General features: G+C 38.8%; 13 protein-coding genes. 5 read left to right on the forward strand and 8 right to left on the reverse strand.

Annotated features, from left to right (window positions below; translation table 11 throughout):
• Positions 1-156: 156 nt before the first annotated feature.
• The gene (locus P8O16_RS03000) at positions 157-1,488 is read right to left on the reverse strand and encodes an NAD(P)/FAD-dependent oxidoreductase (RefSeq protein WP_300310718.1); all 1,332 of its coding nucleotides are present in this window, start codon (positions 1,486-1,488) and stop codon (positions 157-159) included.
• 198 nt (positions 1,489-1,686) lie between these two features.
• Between P8O16_RS03000 and P8O16_RS03005 the strand changes: the two genes are divergently transcribed.
• On the forward strand, positions 1,687-2,394 hold the full coding sequence (locus P8O16_RS03005) for a YebC/PmpR family DNA-binding transcriptional regulator (RefSeq protein WP_075348693.1): 708 nt from the start codon (positions 1,687-1,689) through the stop codon (positions 2,392-2,394).
• A 21-nt stretch (positions 2,395-2,415) separates the two neighbouring features.
• Complete coding sequence (yjjX, locus tag P8O16_RS03010) at positions 2,416-2,982, forward strand: inosine/xanthosine triphosphatase (RefSeq protein ID WP_300310721.1); 567 nt, start codon at positions 2,416-2,418, stop codon at positions 2,980-2,982.
• 194 nt (positions 2,983-3,176) lie between these two features.
• Here the strand turns inward: yjjX and P8O16_RS03015 are convergent, their stop codons facing one another.
• The gene (locus tag P8O16_RS03015) at positions 3,177-4,163 is read right to left on the reverse strand and encodes an NTPase (RefSeq protein ID WP_300310723.1); all 987 of its coding nucleotides are present in this window, start codon (positions 4,161-4,163) and stop codon (positions 3,177-3,179) included.
• Positions 4,164-4,232: 69 nt separating this feature from the next.
• Between P8O16_RS03015 and P8O16_RS03020 the strand changes: the two genes are divergently transcribed.
• Positions 4,233-5,162 (forward strand): M28 family peptidase, encoded by a 930-nt coding sequence (locus tag P8O16_RS03020; RefSeq protein WP_300310724.1) that lies wholly within the window; start codon positions 4,233-4,235, stop codon positions 5,160-5,162.
• 70 nt (positions 5,163-5,232) lie between these two features.
• Positions 5,233-7,011, forward strand: a complete 1,779-nt coding sequence (locus P8O16_RS03025; RefSeq protein ID WP_075348697.1) for a chloride channel protein — start codon at positions 5,233-5,235, stop codon at positions 7,009-7,011.
• 443 nt (positions 7,012-7,454) lie between these two features.
• Here P8O16_RS03025 and mtgA read toward each other — a convergent pair whose 3' ends face one another.
• From mtgA to P8O16_RS03050, 5 genes are read right to left on the reverse strand one after another with little or no spacing between them, the layout of a single operon-like run.
• Positions 7,455-8,150 (reverse strand): monofunctional biosynthetic peptidoglycan transglycosylase, encoded by a 696-nt coding sequence (mtgA, locus tag P8O16_RS03030; RefSeq protein WP_300310726.1) that lies wholly within the window; start codon positions 8,148-8,150, stop codon positions 7,455-7,457.
• Positions 8,151-8,159: 9 nt separating this feature from the next.
• Positions 8,160-8,957, reverse strand: coding sequence for a class I SAM-dependent methyltransferase (locus tag P8O16_RS03035; RefSeq protein ID WP_300310728.1), 798 nt, complete (start codon positions 8,955-8,957; stop codon positions 8,160-8,162).
• 60 nt (positions 8,958-9,017) lie between these two features.
• Positions 9,018-10,925 carry a DUF3857 domain-containing protein gene (locus tag P8O16_RS03040; protein ID WP_300310730.1) on the reverse strand — a complete coding sequence of 636 codons (1,908 nt, stop codon included), beginning with the start codon at positions 10,923-10,925 and terminating at the stop codon, positions 9,018-9,020.
• A gap of 2 nt (positions 10,926-10,927) precedes the next feature.
• Positions 10,928-12,847 (reverse strand): DUF3857 domain-containing protein, encoded by a 1,920-nt coding sequence (locus P8O16_RS03045; RefSeq protein ID WP_300310733.1) that lies wholly within the window; start codon positions 12,845-12,847, stop codon positions 10,928-10,930.
• Complete coding sequence (locus P8O16_RS03050; protein ID WP_300310735.1) at positions 12,840-14,702, reverse strand: DUF3857 domain-containing protein; 1,863 nt, start codon at positions 14,700-14,702, stop codon at positions 12,840-12,842. Before P8O16_RS03050 ends, P8O16_RS03045 begins: the two co-directional genes overlap by 8 nt.
• Before the next feature lie 189 nt (positions 14,703-14,891).
• Here P8O16_RS03050 and P8O16_RS03055 point away from each other — a divergent pair, with 189 nt between their 5' ends.
• The gene (locus P8O16_RS03055) at positions 14,892-15,362 is read left to right on the forward strand and encodes a MaoC family dehydratase (protein ID WP_300310738.1); all 471 of its coding nucleotides are present in this window, start codon (positions 14,892-14,894) and stop codon (positions 15,360-15,362) included.
• Positions 15,363-15,596: 234 nt separating this feature from the next.
• Here the strand turns inward: P8O16_RS03055 and P8O16_RS03060 are convergent, their stop codons facing one another.
• Positions 15,597-16,922 (reverse strand): serine hydrolase, encoded by a 1,326-nt coding sequence (locus tag P8O16_RS03060; RefSeq protein ID WP_300310740.1) that lies wholly within the window; start codon positions 16,920-16,922, stop codon positions 15,597-15,599.
• Positions 16,923-16,973 lie beyond the last annotated feature (51 nt).

The following is a 16,973-nucleotide window of genomic DNA, read 5'->3' on the forward strand; positions in this document are numbered from 1 at the left end:
TTTTGTGGATTAGTTACGAGGGTTAGACCACTGATCCATCTCTAGGTTTAACAGGAACTATCAAAGTGATTGTTAAGAAAACTTAATTATCTATTTACTTTATCAAGATTCAGAAATCTCTTAATCCCATCGCCAGTGCTTCTTAAGCATTAAAAATTATCTTTCCTCAATCAATTCTTTTCGCTCACTTTCTTTGACATATTTTGGCTTGATTAAGAGACGCAAACTCGGATCAAAACTGAGGTAATTCCAAGACCAGTTTAAAAATACAAACAGTCTGTTTTTTACTCCGAGAATAGCCATGAGATGAACAAACAACCAAGTTAACCAGGCAAATAAGCCCTGGAATTTGATAAAAGGAAGATCTACTACCGCGAGTTTTCTTCCCACTGTCGCCATAGACCCAAGATCTTTGTATCGAAAAGGCTTTGGATCATGACCTTTTGTAATTTGAAATAAATTTTTTGCCAGATGCTCTGCCTGTTGGAGTGCGACCTGAGCTACTTGAGGATGTCCTTTAGGATGTTCTTCATTCATTATAAGGCTGATATCGCCTAGTGCAAAGACATTTGGAAACCCCTTGACCTCGGAATATTCATTGACGATTAATCGACCATTTGGGGCATAGGATTCTTTTGGAAATCCGGCTATTAGATTTGGCTTTATTCCCGCAGCCCATAGCAAAGTCTGAGTTTCCAAAAAAACATCTCCTTCCAAAGTCACAATCTGCCCATCATAGTCTTTGACCAATGTCTTAAGCATCACTTCGACACCAAGTTTCTTCAAATATTTCAGTGCATGATCCTGAGATTCCTTAGACATCGGCCCTAAAAGAACAGGCCCCGCTTCAATCAGGACCACTTTCATATTATGAAAATTGAGCTGAGGATAATCCTTTGGAAGTACATTATTTCGTAACTCAGCGATGGCTCCTGCAAGTTCTACTCCGGTAGGCCCGCCACCTACGATGACTACATTCATCAGGTGCTTCCGATGTTCTACTTTCTCGATATTGATCGCCCGCTCATAGTTGGAAATAATTTTATTTCGGATATACAAAGCCTCCGAGACGGTCTTCATCGGCGTTGCATAGTATTCAATACTTTTATTTCCAAAGTAATTGGTGTCTGCCCCCATTGCCAAGACCAAGTAATCATAATCTACAAAACCTTCATTGGTGTACAGTTTTTTCTTTTCCGGATCAAAATGACTCACCTCGGCCATCCGAAAGGTCACATTTTCGGCATGATGGAAGATTTTGCGAAGCGGAAAAGAAATTGCGCTTGGCTCCAAACCTGCTGTTGCTACTTGATAGAAAAGGGGTTGAAATTGATGGTAATTATTCTTGTCAAGAAGAATCACCTGAAAATCCTTGTTCATCAATTTCCTGGCAAGTTTCAAACCTGCAAAACCAGCACCGACAATAACTACTTTAGGAAAATTCGAGGAGGGTATATTTGGGATATGATGGGAGTCGGAAGAATTCATAAGAGTATATGTTTAAAAAAGCTAACGATAAATCCAGCAACTAGGGTCTAAGAAAGGGAAGTAATTTCATGCTGAGCCCTGAAATCCGGACCATTTGGAGTTTAGAAGAATATTTTGATGAAAAGTCACCATTGAAAAGAAGCATTTCTGCCTAAATGAAAAGATTTGCTATTTTTACCCACCAAATAAAAGAGATCCATGGGAAGAGCATTTGAGTTCAGAAAAGAACGAAAATTCAAAAGATGGGACAAAATGTCCAAGGTATTTACCCGATTGGGTAAAGAAATCGTAATGGCGGTCAAATCTGGAGGCCCAGACCCTGCTTCCAATCCACGACTTCGGACCATCATGCAAAATGCCAAAGGTGCTCAAATGCCTAAGGATAGGATCGAAGCTGCAATCAAACGCGCATCGAACAAGGATGAGAAGGATTTTGAAGAAATGGTGTACGAAGGCTACGGACCCTTTGGGATTGCAGTCATTGTAGAGACCTCCACCGATAATATCAACCGAACGGTAGCCAATGTTCGTAGTTATTTTTCCAAAGCCGGAGGATCACTTGGCACTTCTGGATCGGTAAGCTTTATGTTTGATCGCAAAGCAGTATTCAGATTTGCGAAAGGTGATTTTGATTTGGAAGAATTAGAATTCGAATTAATTGATTTCGGATTGGTTGATATCGATGAAAATGAAGGAGAAATCTTCGTTTACACCGAATTTGAGGACTTTGGAACCATGCAAAAAGCATTGGAAGAGAAAAATATAGAAATCATCAGTGCAGATTTTCAGCGCTTCCCAACTACCCTGACGGAATTGACGGAAGAGCAGGAAGAGATCATCCATAAAATGATCGAAAAAATGGAAGAGGATGATGATGTCAATCAAATATTTACCAACATGGCCTAGGCGTAAGCCAAGCCTTTTTCTATGATATTCCCCAAAAGACAAAATTTCCAAGCTTCTGAAAAAGCATTAATCATTGTAGGAAGCAAAAATCCCGTAAAAATTTCCTGTACCGAATTAGCTTTTACAGAAGCCTTCAAGCAAGGCTTTATCGTAAATGGAGTGAATGTCTCTTCCATGGTTTCTGACCAGCCTAGAGGAGATGAAGAGACTTTTTTAGGGGCAAAAAACAGAGCCCTAAATTCAAAATCAATCTTTCCGGAAGCAGATTATTGGGTGGGAATAGAGGGAGGAATTGCAGAAGACACGTTAGGAATGAACGCTTTTGCCTGGGTCTATATCGAAAACAAATCTGGAAAAGTGGGTTACTCGAAAACCGGGGTCTTCTACCTTCCAAAAGCGATTGCTGATTTGGTAAACTCCGGAATAGAATTGGGGGATGCAGATGATCAGTTTTTTTCGAAAGAAAACTCCAAACAATCCGGAGGATCAGTAGGGATTTTAACTAATGGAGTTTTAAACCGGGAATCATATTATCAGCAGGCAATTATTTTAGCATTGATCCCAATTATCAAGGAAAATTTGTATTAAGTCGGCCGTTTATGTAAAAAAAAATTAAGGAACAGTAAATTATTAAAATAAAATTCTGAATTGTTTGCAAATTCTTAAATAATTATTTCTTTAAGAAAAGATTAAAAGATAGCCTTAAAATTATAAATCTTACCTCAGTAATAGTTGCTTAAATCACCCTACCCTTAAGTAGCAGTAGACCTCCTTCCGGAGGTCTATTTTTTTAGGTTCACCATGAAATTTTTCAAAGCTTGCCTCCAATCCGGATCAGCATCCCATTCAGGGCCTATATATAATTCATCTCTTACGAGGAGTTTGATGTAGTATTTCACAACCGTTCGGGAATTAGTCTCGGAAGGGATTACTTCCAACCCCATACTTTCCATGAGATCAGCCTCGCGGCCTTCTACTTTTACTAATAGGAATTGGACCCTGTCTTGAACCAATTCCTCGTTCGTTTTGGCTTCTGTCAGCCACTCCACGGGATAGGGATATTCCTGCTTAAGGATTTCCTCGATTCCTGATTTTTGTGCGGCTTGCTCAGCTAGAATAGTTTCTTGTGATTTGCCATAATTATCATATTTAAAATAACTCAGCAGACCTGTTTGTGCAGATGATCCTTCAATTGGAATCCCAAGTTTGAACACGTCCAAATTGAGCGGATTTCGAGGAATAAACTTCTGAGCAGAAACCGCCTCCTGAGTGCTGATGGATAAAAACTCGGGCACATCAAGTACCAGTAGATTTTTAGATTTTTGACCTTGTCCTATAGCTGCGAAATTCGCTCCTGCTTGATCATAATCAGTACCAACAGCACCAAAGAGATTTGTAGAAGTAATAATTGTTCCATCACCGGAAAATTCCCCGGCATGTATGCTAGTTTGTGCTTTTTGCCTGGTTACGAGAATTATATTTTTTACAAGTCGAGTCTGGAATGCTTTAGCATAATCAGCTTGAATCTCCTCCGAAAGTGTGACTTGCTCCAGCTCAAAGTACGCTACCGGATCCGCTCCGGCCTCGACCAAACTAGTATGAACACTATCCGCCAATTGTTTCCAAGACATTGCTGGTCTAGCACCAGGATCTACAGATACTAAAACCACTGATTTACCATCAAAAAAAGACTGCGGAATCGTCCCTTGCGCAAAGAGTGCATTTGGCAAAAAGAAAGCGATTATCAATAGTAAACTCGTGAATTTCATCAATGGAAATCGTAGATTCGTTTTGGTAATTAATAGTACGAATATACATAACGCAAAATACTTCCTTAGATGGTATCACCAACCAAATCAGTTTTAAGTTTTTTATTTGTATTTATCATCGGCTTTGCTTCGGGTCAATCGATCGATGATCAAAAACTACTTCAAACTATAGAATACCTCTCATCTGATAAACTTGAGGGCAGAAAAACCTTAAGCGAAGGAAATAAAGAAGCACAAGAATTTATACGTGAGGAATTTAAATCTTTGGATTTAAGCACCCATTATGCTAAATATTTTCAAAAATTCACTTTTGAAAATCGGAGAGAACGGCAAAAATATGAGGATGCTACTAATGTGGTGGCCTTTATCCCTGGCAAGGATTCCCGTAAAATTATAGTCATCACTGCACACTACGACCATGTGGGAATCGGACGTAAGAATTCTTCCGGAGACTCGATTTATAATGGGGCTGATGATAATGCATCAGGCACAGCAGCTTTATTGGCATTTGCAGCCTATTTCAAAGAGAACCAACCTAAGCATCCTATTATTTTTGCCGCATTGGATGGAGAGGAAATGGGCTTGCAAGGAGCAAAGGCACTTCTGAATGATTTTCCTTTCCCTATTGAAGATATTTTGATAAACATCAATATGGACATGATCTCTAGAAATGAAAACGGGGAGCTATATGCATCAGGGACGTACTATAATCCTTATCTGAAACCAATTTTAGAAAACGCTTCTAAAGGATCAAACCCTGTTTTAAAATTTGGACATGACGAACCAAATACCGGTAGGGACAATTGGACTCAATCATCAGACCACGGTCCATTTTTCGATCAAAAGATCCCTCATATTTATTTTGGAGTGGAAGATCACGATGACTATCACAAACCAAGCGATGAGTTTGGGAATATAGATCAGGCATTCTATGTCAATGCTACCAATCTGATTCTGAAATGTATTTTAGCTTTAGATGCTGAATTACCCAAAGAATAGCCCAAATATTTCTAATTGGGTATCATCTTGAGTACTTTAGTCACTTGTAGTTTTTTACCGATAAAAACCTTTGGCTAAATCAGATTTCATTACTAAGCTTTTGATCTGGCGGCTCAGACACATGAGCAACCAGTCATTTATCCTTATCCTTAGCGGGATTATTGGGATAATTTCTGGCTTAGCCGCTGTGATTTTGAAAGAATCTGTTCATGCTATACAACACTTCCTGACGGAGGATTTTTATACAGAGTATGCCAATTTCCTTTATATTCTTTATCCAATTATCGGTATCACTGCTGCTTATATTGTAGGAAAATACATTTTTAAAGATGTGGGAGGTCATGGAATAGCTGATGTGCTATTTACGATTTCTAAGAAGCAGAGTATTATTCCTGCAGTAAAAACGTACAGCAGGGTATTTACTTCGGCATTGACAGTTGGCTTTGGGGGATCAGTAGGGCTGGAAGCTCCCATGCTGGTGACAGGCTCTGCAATAGGCTCGAATGTAGGCTTGCTTGTTCATTTGAATGCCAAGAAAAGAACATTACTTATAGGCTGTGGAGCCGCAGGGGCAATTTCAGCCATCTTTGGCGCCCCAATTGGTGCAGTGATTTTTGCAATTGAGGTTATTTTGATGGAAATCAGCACAGCCTCATTTATCCCATTATTGATAGCATCGGTGACTGGATCTCTGACATCTATGGTGCTAATCGGAAATGACCCTGTTTTCACTTTTGATTTAGAAGGAACTTTTACTGCAGGGCATATGCCTTATTATTTGCTTTTGGGAATTCTTTGCGGTGTTATTTCACTTTATTTCAGCAGAGTGGTGCGGACCACTGAGCGTCTGATGGAAGGACTGGAAACTCAAGTATTAAGATTACTTTATGGTGGAGCATTGCTAGGATTCATGGTTTTTTTCTTTCCTCCGATTTATGGAGAGGGCTATGACACGCTTAATCTTTTGATCAACGGAAACTCAGATCAGCTCTTGGATAAAAGCCCCTTTTTCTCTTCTTCAGAGAATCCTTACTTGATTATTATTTTCCTTTCATTGATTATTCTGGTTAAGCCTATTGCTTCTGCATTGACTTTGAGTGGAGGAGGAAGTGGGGGAATTTTTGCCCCTTCACTTTACGTAGGAGGTATTGTGGGTTTTGTCTTCGCGTATTCAAAGAATCAACTTGGATTTCATATTCCTTTGCCTCTTGCTCACTTTACCTTAGTGGCGATGTGTGGAGTAATGGCGGGAGTTCAGCACGCACCTTTGTCTGCGATATTTTTAATTGCTGAGATTACCGGTGGCTATGAGCTGTTCGTGCCTTTGATGTTTGTTTCGGCTATTTCCTATATTACTACTACCTATTTTGAAAAAGATAGTCTATACGTGATTCAATTGAAAGAAAAAGGCAGGCAGCTTCCTGAATCTAAAGATGAAGAATTACTAGACTTAATCAGCATCACCAATGTCATCGAGCGAGATTTGCTTCCAGTTCATCCTGATTCCAAGCTTGGCGACTTGATTGACTTAGTGAAAATATCCAAACGAAATATTTTCCCGGTGGTCGATGAATATGGGATTCTCCGAGGAATAATTACTCTAGATGATATCCGCGACATTATGTTTGATCGAGAAAAACAAGAAACCATTTCCATCAAGGAATTGATGCACAGTCCTCCTGAAATCCTATTGGCTACTGAAAATATGCAAAAAGCAATGGGTAAATTTGAGCTATCTGGAGCTTGGAATCTTCCTGTAATTGAAGATGGTAAATATTTAGGCTTTGTTTCAAAGTCAAGAATCTTTAATGCCTACCGGAAAAAACTCATCAGACAAAAGGAAGATTAATCGGTTTTAGAAGGAAATTTGGTCTGGCAAATTATCTACATTTTAAAACTCTTTTCATTGGTACTTTTTTGAAGTTAGCTTCCTTTATCCACAAAATCGACATTCAGTATTATCCTTTATTTGCCTGATTATTTGATACTTATAGCATTCGTAAAGAAAAGTGTGGATAAATTATTGATTTTGTGGATAAAATTTTCTTGCTTTTTTTAATGTGCTTAATCTCGCTCTGAAAGGCGATTTTTCAATAATTATTTCTTCAATTTGATTTATGAATTCTAGCCTAATTTCAACAATTGTTAAATGTGAAATCAAAATAATATTCGGTTTTTTAATTTTTCATTTAAAAAATCTCCAAATCCTTTAGAAGGAATATTTTGATTCAGTTAGAAAAAGTTGAAGTCTAAGAATTATTCAATTTTAACACCAAAAATTAAAATTAGGATTTATATCCCAAATCCTATCGGCGCTAGATTGTTCATCTGGCGAAGTATCCAAGCCTGTCTTCCTATGATATAAGGAGTAGGTTTGGTTGGGTTCCATCTTCGTGGATTTGGAAGAACTGCTGCGATCATGGCCGCTTGGTTTCTGTTAAGTTTAGCTGCTGGCTTTTTATAATATGTCTGTGAAGCAGCCTCAATCCCATAGATTCCATCTCCCATTTCGATTACATTGAGGTAAACCTCCATAATTCGTTCTTTGGACCAGATTAATTCTACCAATACCGTAAAATAGGCTTCAAGTCCCTTTCTAAGGTAGCTTCGGCCTGGCCAAAGAAAAACATTTTTCACAGTCTGTTGGGTGATTGTACTTGCGCCCTTTACTCGCTTTCCTTTTTTATTATTTTCCCAGGCTTTCTCCATGGCCTCAAAATCGAATCCCTTATGATCTAAGAATTTTTGATCTTCTGAGGCATAAACTGCCTGAGGAGCATTTTTGGAGATTTCGGAAAAGGGAACCCAATCTTTTTTAAGTCTGACTTCTTTATTTTCATCAAACGCTTGCTCAAACAGCCTAATGACCATCAAAAGAGTAATGGGGACTGGCACAAAGCGGTATAGAATCGTGAAACCTATTGAGAGCAGAAAAAAATAAAGAGCCGATTTCCAAATCAATCGCCAAATCCATTTGAATAATTTCATTGCTAAAGGTTAGTTAGTCGCAAATGCCTGTACAAATTGATAGAAAAAAACAGCATTTTCATCGTTCAGCACAGAAATAAGATCACTTTCCATTTCCTCGATCTCCTTTTTTGTGATCAATTTAGCTTCAAGTAATCCTGGAGCGCCACTTTTCAATAATATGGTCCAAAAATGTAACATCTTTTGAAGCTCCTCAGGTTTGGACTGATCCAAATGAAAACCACCATGGTAAATCTCTATAGAACCGAATCCTGCTTTTTTCATAAGATTCCCCAATTGAGCTCCTACATCCGGATTTCCTCCCAAAGAGATTTGGAGCTGATTATAAGCTTCATAATATTTCCTTTGATTAGGGAGATCTGGATACAAGTAAAAACTTGAATTAAAAACCTCCGTTGCCCAAATTTTTGCTCCTTTGGTTAAATATTTCTTTGCAGACTCGAGCACCCTTACTGGTTCTGGCATATGCTCCAATGCCCAGCAAATAAATACTGAATCAAATTGCTCTTCCAGCTTTAAGTCTCTTGCATCTTGACAGTAAAAAGAAACCCGGTCTGTAGCAAAAGCAAGATTTTTTTTGGCTTGAGCAATCTGTGCTTCTGAATAATCTACGCAAGTAATTCTTAATTCTGGCCAAAGTCTGAGCAGCTCCCTTGTCTGAGCCCCGACACCTGAACCTATTTCCAACAGATTGGTGCAGCCGGAGAAATCGATTCTGGGATAAATTTTCGGTGCTAGATAATTGCCTTGATCTAGGAGGCGTTGCTGCTCTTCTGGGATAAATCCATGTAAATATGCCTCTGCCATTCAGTTTTATTTTAAATAAAAATATTAAAAATAGCCCGATAAAAGAGTCTTTACTCTCCGCTATTTCTTTTTCAGGATAATCGGCTGAGAATATTTATCAGCAATACTTTCCATGATAAATTTTAAATCAGAATATTCTTCCACAGGAAATAAACTTTGGGATAATTCTATTCTACTGTTGATCTTGATTTCATCGGCTTCTGTGCTTATCTGAAAGCTAAATTTTACCCCCTTTGAAGGGATAGTAATAGACCCACTTTCAGGATAATCCTCTAATTCATATCCTATAGGAATAGGGATTATAACATTATAACTCTCATAGTTTGGATAATCGAATTCTACTGGTAGTATACGTTCATTTTGAGTGAAAATATTCTTAAAGAAAATAGAATTGGTGAACGGTTCCAAGGCTATAACCTTATCCTCAAGGGACCCAAATGGTTTCCGATAATTCACCGTCAACATCCGTTTTTCTTTGATTTGGTTCAGAACTTCGAAATCGATTAATTCAAAGTCTTTGTATCTATCCTGCTTTATAAGTATTTCTTGAGAGAGTCCCGAGTAGTTTTCATCCCATTTAAGAGCGGCGTAATCTGTGTACCGTTCGGTGGTCCTTATAAAGAAATTTCCTCCCTCATCAACCTCAAAAATCAGTTGATTGATTGTTCCAGACCGGTGATTTATTGATAGCTTATCTAATCTTCCATTTCCTTTCTCCATAAAAAATCCTCTTGGAACTAATTTTCTCACCGGAATCAATCCATAAGGCATAATCGAATCACTAGCATCTAAGAAGACTTGTTTTCCCTCTATTTCTGCCTTTAGAATGGCGCTGTGAAACTGAAAAATATAAGGCTTCTCAATCAATTGAGATCTTCCTTTTCCTCTTTCATTGATCATGATCAAATAAGAATCTATTCCGTGCATCCGAAAGAGGTAATTCAACAGAAGATTCTTATCAAAACTATTTCCCCTTTTCAACTCCACCATCCTAGGCAGGGGATAAATTGGTTCTAACCATCTCGATTCTATAGATTTATAGGAGGTGGAAACATAGTCAAAGATTTTCTTAGCCTGACCTTCTTGTGTAGAGTCTGAAAAATCTAAATCAGCCAAAAGAGAGTTTGGCCCGGTTTTGTACTGATAACTTCGATAGTCATCAATCAATAAAATCTCAGTAGCCACCTGGTCCCAGGAAGCATAGAAAATCTCGGAGGACTCCAGCTCCTCTTCTTTATAATACTCTGAACTAAACAAGTATCCATCCACTCGTTCTTGATAATCAATTAGGCTTCCAACAAAAGGCTCAATAGGCAATGAAGGTATATCTCTCAGTATCCAAGAATATGAGTTGCTCCTTTCAGATACTTTGGTGGCTTCAGCAAGTCTTTTACCTTGAATGATCATCTGGTACTGGAAGAAACTTGGAGCCTTAAATCTATACGAACTGTAAAGTGAGGGATATTCGCCCTGAAATCCCCAGCCATCAAGTAATGACAGCATTTTGCTTACCTTTTTATAGCTGAATTCCAGAATAGAGCCTCTTTTCACTTGTGGGAATGCAATTCGAATTTCAAAATATCCATCTCCCAGATCAACTTCTTTAATCGCTTCGTTTCCCAGTCGAATATTCTTCCTGCTGTTTCCATCCAGGTAGCTCACTTGTGCCTTTACCTGAGATACTTGTTCAAAAAGATTGTCTCCTCTGTAGAAGCTTATCCTGAAATCACCAAAGTCTGAAGATTCATCAGTCAGAACTTTATAACGATAAAAATAATCGGTATGAATCCCTCCATATTTAAAATAAGAATCCCCTGACTCATAGAGAACTACGTGTTTCGCTTCAGGCTCAAAAGAAACTTTTTCAATCAGGAGTTCCTGATCCGTGAATTTGCCAAACTCAGCCACCTGACCAGCAGCTTTGTTGCCAAAACAAAAGAATAGAAAAAGAAAACCGTAAATCTTCACTTTTAAGGATTCGCTATCTTTTTCAATACCACTGGTGCTGTAAGCTTGGAAGCTACTGACTCCATGAAAAACTTCAAATCTCCATAGCTAGCTACCGGAATCAATGGTTTTTTTACTTCCAATCTGGCTGTGATTTTCAGCATTCCATCCACTTTAGTTGGGGCATAAGTAAAGGTAACATAACCCCCTTTAATGCTGATTTGCTCCGCAAGTGGATAATCCTCTACTTCGTAGCCTTCCGGAATTATAACGTTCGTATTATATGTCTCATTGAAAGCAAATTGAAAATCCACCGGGAAGACTCGATAGGAAGCTGTAAATGGGTTTTTGGCAAAAGTGGAAAATCTCAAAGGATTGAAAATTATTAAATCGAGATTTTCTGAGTTAGGTAATACTGTTTCAAAACTTACCGTGACAAAATTCTTTTCTCTCAGGTTATTCTCAACTGTTACATTTTGAATTATCATTTCATCCGATTCATCCTTATCAAAGAATAATTCAAGAGATTCATTTCTAGACTGAAGCCTTTCAATATGGTGAGCAGTTTGAAGACCCATATAGAAATTTTCACGAATGGAGTTTTTTATACTTAATCCCTTTTCTGGATTATACTCCGTCTGAGCAAAATAAATCGTATTGGAATTATGATTGATCATCACCGGTACGATCTTGCTTGTTTCTTTCTGCAGATGCAACCCTTCTTTAACGTGCTTTTCTAGATCGACATATCCAAAAGGAGCCAATCGATCGCTCAAATCCAAGTATTGAAATTTGCCATCCAATTTTGCCAGTAAAAGAATCTCGTCAAACTGGTTGAGGAAAGGAAAATCCACCAAATCTGTACGACCATATCCTTTACTCCCAATCAGAACGGGGTCACACTCGATGCCTGCAGAATTAAGGATTCCCATATAGGTCAACATGAGTTCGGCTGGTGTTCCTTTCTTACTCTTCAGAAGCTGATTCAACACTTGTTCAGGATAGATCCAATCATCTCCATCAATCACAAAATTATCCCTTAGGTAGTAATATACTTTTTGAGCTATCTCCGTTTGATTATTTCCGGTGAGCTCTATTGCCAGCAACTCTTTCTCCAATGGATTAGATCGATAATATCCCTTTTCTCGATAATATCCGATTAATTCATCACCAAGGGCTGGCCAAGTACTAAGCACATCTTCCCATTCAGAACCTTGAGCATATTTGGACAATTGGAATTCCACACGATCAAAATAATCTCGATAGTTTTTCATATATGGCTCTTCCTGGAAGGCATAAAGGTTCCGAAGAGTCCAGCTATAAGTCCCATTACTTTCTGTTTTCTCACCTTTATTTAGAAGGTTTTCGCCCTGACTTAGCATCCGATATTGAAGACCTGCAGTCATGGTGATCTGATAGTGTGAATACAGCGTAGGAATATTATTCTGGAAAGTCCAGCCATCAATGAACGTGATTGACTTATCTGTCTCTTTGTAGGTATACTCTAAAATAGAACCAACCTGCACCTTGGGAAAAGTAATCCGCACCTCTCGATACCCATTGTCTAGACTTACGTCAAAGATTGACTCCTTAGGAACTTCCGTCACCTCTGCTTTTCCGTCTACATAGTTAATAGTTTGAGCTTTGATACCACTGATTTCTTCGATTCGCTTTTCTCCTGAATAATAACGAATCCGAAGATCTGCATAGGATTTCCCTTCTTCAGCAAGAATTTTCATTCGCCCGAAGTGCGCAGTCTCAAAGACATTTCCAAAAAATCTGGACTCTCCATTTTTGAGCAAAAAAACTGCATCTGCATCTGGCTCAAATGAGACACTGGTTAAGTTAATCTCATTAGAATTGGCTTTGCCAAATTTTGGAGTTTGGGCAAGAACCCCAAATGAAATAACACTTAAGAAACAAAGGATGATTCGCTTATTCATTGAAACTACTCACAGTGGGTTTGGTAAAGAAATAGGTCTTAGAAGTCATAGCATTGATCTTTTTCATTAGCTCATCCTTGACTTCTTTATCGGTATTTTCCGGGATTTTGATGGCAATGGATCTGGATATTTTTAATGTCTTCCCATCAAGCGAGTGTATCAGGCTTATGTTAGCAAAATCATCTTCATAGCTCAAATCCTCCAATAAATCATCTAATTGAAAAACCTCAGGTAATTCTATCAAGTATTCATCATCTTGGTAAAGGCAATTATTGGTAAGCTGATCCTCTGAGATTTTTTTGATAAAAGACTTAAGAATGACCCGCTTTGCAGTAGTTTGGACAAATTTCTGGACGATCCCATCATAGCTTAACTGCGCCTTTGGCAATGAGTCCAATCGACCTGTTTCCAAAGAGTAATTCTGAATGATCAACCCCGAGACCGGAGAGTTCTGATTGAAATAGTCGCGCTGTTGGCGTGTATCCAAACCGGATTTTATACTCAACATTTTCTCGGCAATATTTCCCTCCATTTCAACTTTCGAGCTGAGTTCAGCATTTCCCTGAGGATCAATTTTGAATTCGTAAAACCCAGATATCCGGTTCCATTCAGGATTGTTATACATCGGGGTTTTGGTCAAATATCCCCCGGTTGGAGTCGTGACCAGCACATGCCGGTTTTTGGTGAAATCGCCCAAATAGCCTGCAGGAAGTAATGAAGAAGTACATTCAAGCCATACCGGATTGGGAGAATTCGGCATTGGGACTTGAAGAATAACATGATTAAACTGCTGAGAAGGTAAGTCGATGACAATATCTTCAGCATCTACGCCTGCGCGGACTAGCGCTGGATAAGAGCTGATTCCAACGGCTTCAAGCATGGCCTTCATCAAGTTTGTCAAGCCCTTACAGTCTCCATAGGAAGAGTTGATCACCTCTTTGGCTGTCATAGTCTGCCAACCTCCAATTCCTAATTGAATACTTACATAGCGGAAATTTTTTTGCAGGTAGTCATATAAGATTTTTGTCTTTTCGTAGGGATCATCGGTGTGAGCTACCATCTGAATGACTTTTGATTCAAAATCTGGCGGCAAAGCTCCCCTTCCCTTATTGAGTTCATATTGCCAAGCTGCGAGACCGGACCAATCATCCATCTTTCCTACATAGTTTTCGAGGGCAAAAGAGACTGGGGCCAAAAGAACTCGATGATCAAGCTTATTATCAAAATCCGGGGCTTGCACTGGTAGATCTTTTTCTTTCCAAATGATCACTCTTTCATCTCCGGATTGAAATTCCTCTTTAGTCCCCAAGAGATTCAATTCTTTGTATCGAATTTCCAAATGCTCAGGGTATACCACAGTTAAACTTGATTCCTGAAGTTTTTGATTAGCTCTAGAAACAGGAATCCAAGTGGGGATAAAAAAATTAGATTTGGATTTTGTGACTGTTTTGATTGTTACTTCAATTGGAAATTTGGCGGTTTTAAGCTCATAATATTTTCTTCGATCATCATCAAATATGGATGAATAAGAATAAACTGCGGCATCCTCCATATCACGAAGCTTTGCTTTTTCCAAGGTTTTTTTGGTAGCAGGATCAATTACTTCTAGTTCGAATGACTCTATTTGATTCAGTTTATCATAAAAAAGTGTGGTTCTTGCATGTGCTAGTCCTTCTGATGAATGTATTATCAGTTTTCGCTCAACCTGATGAATAACCTCAAAAGAAGGGGTAAGATTAATCCATTGGTTTTCATAAAGATCTGAATAGACTGGTAGTTCTTTTAATACAGGAAGACTATCCATGGGGCTATAAGAAAATAGGAAAAGGGTAACCCCAATCGATAGTAAATTCATTTTCAGTGTATTGGTATATATTCGAAATCTAAACGAAAGATTTGAAAAACTAAGAGAGCGGGTTAAAATAATTTTCACCTTTTTTAGAATGTAGTTTGACGTAAAAAATTTGAATCCTATTACTAATTTTTTGACTTGTAAATCCCAAATAATCTGGCCTAATTTGGTTTTTTACCAAATAAAATTTAGATGCCGCCAGTTATAATAGGAAGCTTTTCCGATTTCGAAAAATTCAATGGCCAAGAACTAGGAGCCTCAGATTATTTTCAAATTACCCAATCGCAAATCAATCTCTTTGCTGAAGCCACTCACGATCACCAGTGGATTCATACTGATCCGGAGCGTGCTAAGGCCCAAGGTGCCTTTGGAAATACGATTGCACATGGATATTTGACCTTGAGTATCGTACCCTTCCTATGGGAACAAATCGTGGATGTCCGAAATCTGAAAATGATGATCAACTATGGCATCGAATCTCTTCGGTTTGCAAATCCAGTATTGGTAGATAGTGAGGTTCGATTGGTTGCCAAACTCAAATCTATAGTAAATCTCCGTGGCACGGTAAAAGCAGAAGTTGAGGTCAAACTCGAAATTAAAGGGGAAAAGAAACCAGCGTTTACGGGAGTTTTGATCTTTTTATACCACTTTAGCACGGATTGATCAGGAAATCACGAGCTCACGAGCAACCATCCCAAAACAAAAACAGCTCAAAGTTACCGTCAAAAATTCGCATGGTTTTACAAGGCCGCTTCTTGAGGATTTTCTCTTTGCTATCAACTTGGAGCGTTGGCTAGTATCCAATCGAAAGGATCAAATCGCATAATTGAATTGCCTCAGTTTAAAGAATATTCCTAGATGAAAAATGAAGAAAGCCGGGATGATCCCGGCTTTTCTTTACTTCTTTTTATATAGAAAGGACCCGCCTCCTTGTTTCAGGGTAAGTTCTCCATTTTCGGGATCGAAAATAAATACTGCTCCTACTGCCGGAAATTCAAACTGATGTTTAGCGGTAGCCTCCAGCTTTGTATCAGGTTGGCCGGTGGGTTTAGCGATCAACGTATTGCCTTCCTTGACAAAGGTAAAACTGATCGGAATCTGCTCCGAAACATAATCGCCCAAGTATTGGTCAATCTCGGCCTCCGCCACACTGAAACTTTGAAAAGATGGAATCGTGACTTCCTTCCCAAAGTACTCATTCAATACCGCCAAAATAATGTCATTGTTGTTCCAGTTTAGGCCATTGGAAAGTATGACAATAGCAACTTTTTCTTCCGGAAAATACCCCAAAATGGATCGGAATCCATCGATCCCGCCTGTATGTCCGTAGGCCTTTTTTTCATAATACGGGAAAGAAAACAGCCCAAAACCATAGCCATCCTTGATTTCCATCATCTGATCAAGGTTTTTCTGAGAAACTAACTTACCATCAAATAGCCCTTTAGCAAATTGGGCTAAATCTTCCCCTGTAGAACTAATTGCTCCTGCACCCATGGGAATGGAGGGATGAGTTTCTTTTTCCACTACCCAACCGTCATTGTAGCCATAGGACCGTGCCTCTGCTGCCTGTGGGCTAATTACTCCAAAAACCTGGGTATTTTTTAGCTTGAGTGGTCGAACGATTTCCGTTTGGAGGATTTCTCCGTAGGGTTTTTTATGGATTTTTTCGAGAATATATGATAGAAGTACATAGTTGGAATTGCTATATGCGGCCTTGGAGTCCGGCTCGAAGTCACTCCCTCCCTCTAGGATAATTTGCAGCATTTCGGCTTCAGATTTAGCCTCAGTATTATACTCAAGGTAGTTTTTGCTATCGGTGAAATTATGGATCCCACTCCGATGTTGTAAAAGATGGGCGATTTGGATTTTTTCCGCATTGGGTATCATGGGATAAAAATCTGAAAGCGCTTGTTCCAAATTGAGTTCTTTGTCCTCAATACTTTTGAAAATCAAGACTGAAGTAAACATTTTGGAAATGGAACCTATCCGGTACTGTGTCTCAACAATATTTTTTATTCCATTTTCCTGATCTGCATATCCACGACTTCTAGCGAAGCGAATTTGTCCATTTTCAGTGAGTAGGACAGTTCCCATAAATTTGTTATGTACTTCCAGAGAATCCAAGAGTTGGTCGGCTTTGGAAAAATCTGTCTGCTGAGCCACTGATAGCTGAACTGAGACAAGCATCAGTACAATTACTCCTAATTTTGAAAGGCTTTTCATAGCGGTTATTTAATTAAACATTCCTTTTCTCTATTCTTGGGAAGGGGGGAG

This window comes from Algoriphagus sp., from assembly GCF_029254265.1.
Lineage (GTDB): Bacteria > Bacteroidota > Bacteroidia > Cytophagales > Cyclobacteriaceae > Algoriphagus.

Coding starts and splice junctions, on each gene's coding strand:
- P8O16_RS03020 (WP_300310724.1), top strand. CDS start 4,233: ATGGTATCACCAACCAAATCAGTTTTAAGTTTTTTATTTGTATTTATC.
- P8O16_RS03055 (WP_300310738.1), top strand. CDS start 14,892: ATGCCGCCAGTTATAATAGGAAGCTTTTCCGATTTCGAAAAATTCAAT.
- P8O16_RS03045 (WP_300310733.1), bottom strand. CDS start 12,847: ATGAATAAGCGAATCATCCTTTGTTTCTTAAGTGTTATTTCATTTGGG.
- P8O16_RS03005 (WP_075348693.1), top strand. CDS start 1,687: ATGGGAAGAGCATTTGAGTTCAGAAAAGAACGAAAATTCAAAAGATGG.
- P8O16_RS03015 (WP_300310723.1), bottom strand. CDS start 4,163: ATGAAATTCACGAGTTTACTATTGATAATCGCTTTCTTTTTGCCAAAT.
- P8O16_RS03060 (WP_300310740.1), bottom strand. CDS start 16,922: ATGAAAAGCCTTTCAAAATTAGGAGTAATTGTACTGATGCTTGTCTCA.
- P8O16_RS03000 (WP_300310718.1), bottom strand. CDS start 1,488: ATGAATTCTTCCGACTCCCATCATATCCCAAATATACCCTCCTCGAAT.
- mtgA (WP_300310726.1), bottom strand. CDS start 8,150: ATGAAATTATTCAAATGGATTTGGCGATTGATTTGGAAATCGGCTCTT.
- P8O16_RS03035 (WP_300310728.1), bottom strand. CDS start 8,957: ATGGCAGAGGCATATTTACATGGATTTATCCCAGAAGAGCAGCAACGC.
- yjjX (WP_300310721.1), top strand. CDS start 2,416: ATGATATTCCCCAAAAGACAAAATTTCCAAGCTTCTGAAAAAGCATTA.
- P8O16_RS03050 (WP_300310735.1), bottom strand. CDS start 14,702: ATGAATTTACTATCGATTGGGGTTACCCTTTTCCTATTTTCTTATAGC.